Consider the following 2,674-nt stretch of genomic DNA (forward strand, 5'->3'; position numbering starts at 1 on the left):
ATGTGAGAGCAAAGCTCAAAAGCTGCTCGATTGATATGTCGCACGCTTTCATTATGCGCGCAATATGCGTACTATTTCGCATAGTCCGACTCCTAGTTTGCTTAGGTTTTGGATTAGCTATCTTGTCAGAGCTCTAATTCTGGCAAGATAGTGATAAAATTAACTCAAATAAATTTTAACTCATTTAAGTAAATAAATGTTACTCAGGTAAATGTTCAACAAATTCTGTTAAAACTTCTTTTATAGTTTTTCCTCTTTTTGCAGCATACATCTTTAATTTCAAATGATTATCAAAAGTTAAATCAAAATTTACTCTTTTTAATTGAATATCATCTGATAAGCTAGCAAGCATTTTTTCTTTATTTTTTAATGTTGGCCTACCAGCCGAAAGTATTTTTTGTTTACTCATATGAGTTTTTCACCATAAACTTAAATAAGCTTTTGTTTTATTTCTTCATACAAAGAAATAATCTCAATTGAGGCTGGATTATTAAGATCTTCATCAAGAACTGTTTTGCCTCTTGCCGCCGTGCTAGGATAAACAACACGTTGAGTTATTTTACTTTCCAGCACAGGCAATTCATATTCACTCAAAGTATCGGTTACTTCATTCCCTATTTTTGTCCCTTTAATTACTCTTGAAACTATAAAAGAGGCTTTCACTTTTCCATCAGTGACTTCGATTCTTTGTTTTACCAAATCAACTAAATCAGATGTAGCCCATATATCATATGGAGAAGGTTGGACTGGGATTAAAACAATATCAGAAGCTTTTATTGCAGAAACAGCAAGATCCGCAGCTTGAGGAGCTCCATCAATAATAATAAAATCTTTGTATCCTATATTTTTCAGATCTCTTCCAATAGTTGGTCGATCAATACCCACAACTGTTAAGGGCTGATCTTCTCTTACCGCCGCCCAATCTCTAGCACTACCTTGAGGATCTGAATCAATTAATAAAACGCTAGCACCAAATAATTGGAAAGCTCTTGCTAAATGCGTTGCTATAGTTGTTTTTCCAGAACCACCTTTTTGATTCAAAACAGCAATTATCTTCATCATTACCTCAATAGAGCTTTTGAACTTATACTCTTAAACTTATTTAAGTATAAACTTAAAAAAATGTTAACTCAAATAATTTTTTACTCATTTAAGGAGGGAATAATTACTTTGAAAGTTTATTTTTAATTTTATAAATTTCCTTTTTTCCTTTTTCTCGTTTACGTGATGCTTCTGCCTGAGGAGTATTTTGATTGCGATTTTTGAAAGTAACCTTGTCTGTAATAGAATCAAAAAAAATTTCATAATCAGGGAGATCATTTGTTTTTGCTAGTTGTTTTAGATTATGTCTAAACATTTTTAGAAGGGCTGTACTTCCTGTTTTTATATGTAGTTTTTCAAGAAAAATAGTAAATTCATGTTGACTACCACAATGCTTACGAGCAATTTCGTATAATCGTCTATCGATAGCTTTTCGTATGCGAAAATAATCAGGGCTAATTTTGATTATCTTCTTTTTGTACAATGCCTGATATAACCACTCTGGCAAAGTAATTTCAATCATCCCTATATCAAGTTTACCTTTTTTTTCTCCAATAATACGTGCACTTTCAATCAATCCAAATAAACAAGTTTCTTGTTTATCATCAAAATAATTTATATTTGTTTCAATGACTGTGCCTTTTAAGCGATTTAATGCCTTTCTTAATTCCTTATAAGCGACTCCACTTGTACTTCTGTTTGTTGTAATAAAAAAATCATAAGGGGTAAAAGCCACAGTACGACTAATATCAGAATTATTGTTAATCGCTTCCTGCAATTTTGAAATAGCATAAATCCAGATATCTTTATCAAAGACTGTTGCTAAACCAATTTCAGCAGAAGATCTAACAGTAACTGTTATATTGCCATTTTTATATTTTCTAACTTTTGTATCACCCCCTTTCAAAGCAAAAAAAGGATGTTCCATACTCGCTATTTCGTCACGAAAACTAAAAATATCAATATCGTCAGCGATAAAAAATTCAATTTGCTTATGTTTTTGTGGACGTAACGTCTTCAAATTGCATTTTCCTGTTTTCTTTGTATGATCAGCCATAGCCTCACTCCTAGAGTAATTAGGATTGTTGGTTAGATTCTGTAAGGTGCTGACACACTTTACAGAATCGATATTTTCGTAATTTAAAAACCAAGTTTTAATTATATATATCGTAATTTAAAAACTAATATATCGTAATTTAAAAACCTACTCAATATTTACAGAATAAATTATATAAAAAATAAACAATTTCCCTGTTAATAAGTCATTTCAACTATCGTAATTTAAAAACCAACTATCGTAATTTAAAAACCAACAAGCAGTGTTAAGTGTTTTTTTTATATTTAAAATCAATTTCTTATATTCATTTTGTTTATCTTCTTTTAGTCTTTAACTCTTTTAACTTATACATAACTAAATATAACTACGCGCGCGCGAGGTTTTTCTGTGGATAACTTTTTTTCTAACAAAACCCTAAACCCCAAAATAGGTGACTACTGAGTGACCGTATTTCTCTTTTGCAATTGTGATATTCCGCTTCCTCGATGGTTAGGAAATTGAATCGCTTTTAAAGTGAGTAGCAAAAGCCATCCCTTATTGCAAAAAGGAGATGGGGATCGATTTATTGTGTTTAGT

General features: G+C 31.1%; 3 protein-coding genes. All 3 read right to left on the reverse strand.

Going from position 1 to position 2,674, the window contains the following annotated elements:
* Positions 1–199 precede the first annotated feature (199 nt).
* A complete protein-coding gene (locus tag G468_RS0116970) occupies positions 200–409 on the reverse strand; it encodes a chromosome partitioning protein ParB (protein WP_026824034.1) in 210 nt (69 codons plus the stop codon).
* A gap of 20 nt (positions 410–429) precedes the next feature.
* Positions 430–1,059, reverse strand: a complete 630-nt coding sequence (parA, locus tag G468_RS0116975; protein WP_026824035.1) for a ParA family partition ATPase — start codon at positions 1,057–1,059, stop codon at positions 430–432.
* A gap of 106 nt (positions 1,060–1,165) precedes the next feature.
* Complete coding sequence (locus G468_RS0116980) at positions 1,166–2,098, reverse strand: replication initiator protein A (RefSeq protein ID WP_026824036.1); 933 nt, start codon at positions 2,096–2,098, stop codon at positions 1,166–1,168.
* Positions 2,099–2,674: the final 576 nt, after the last annotated feature.

The organism is Arsenophonus nasoniae DSM 15247 (assembly GCF_000429565.1).
In the GTDB taxonomy this organism is placed as follows: domain Bacteria; phylum Pseudomonadota; class Gammaproteobacteria; order Enterobacterales; family Enterobacteriaceae; genus Arsenophonus; species Arsenophonus nasoniae.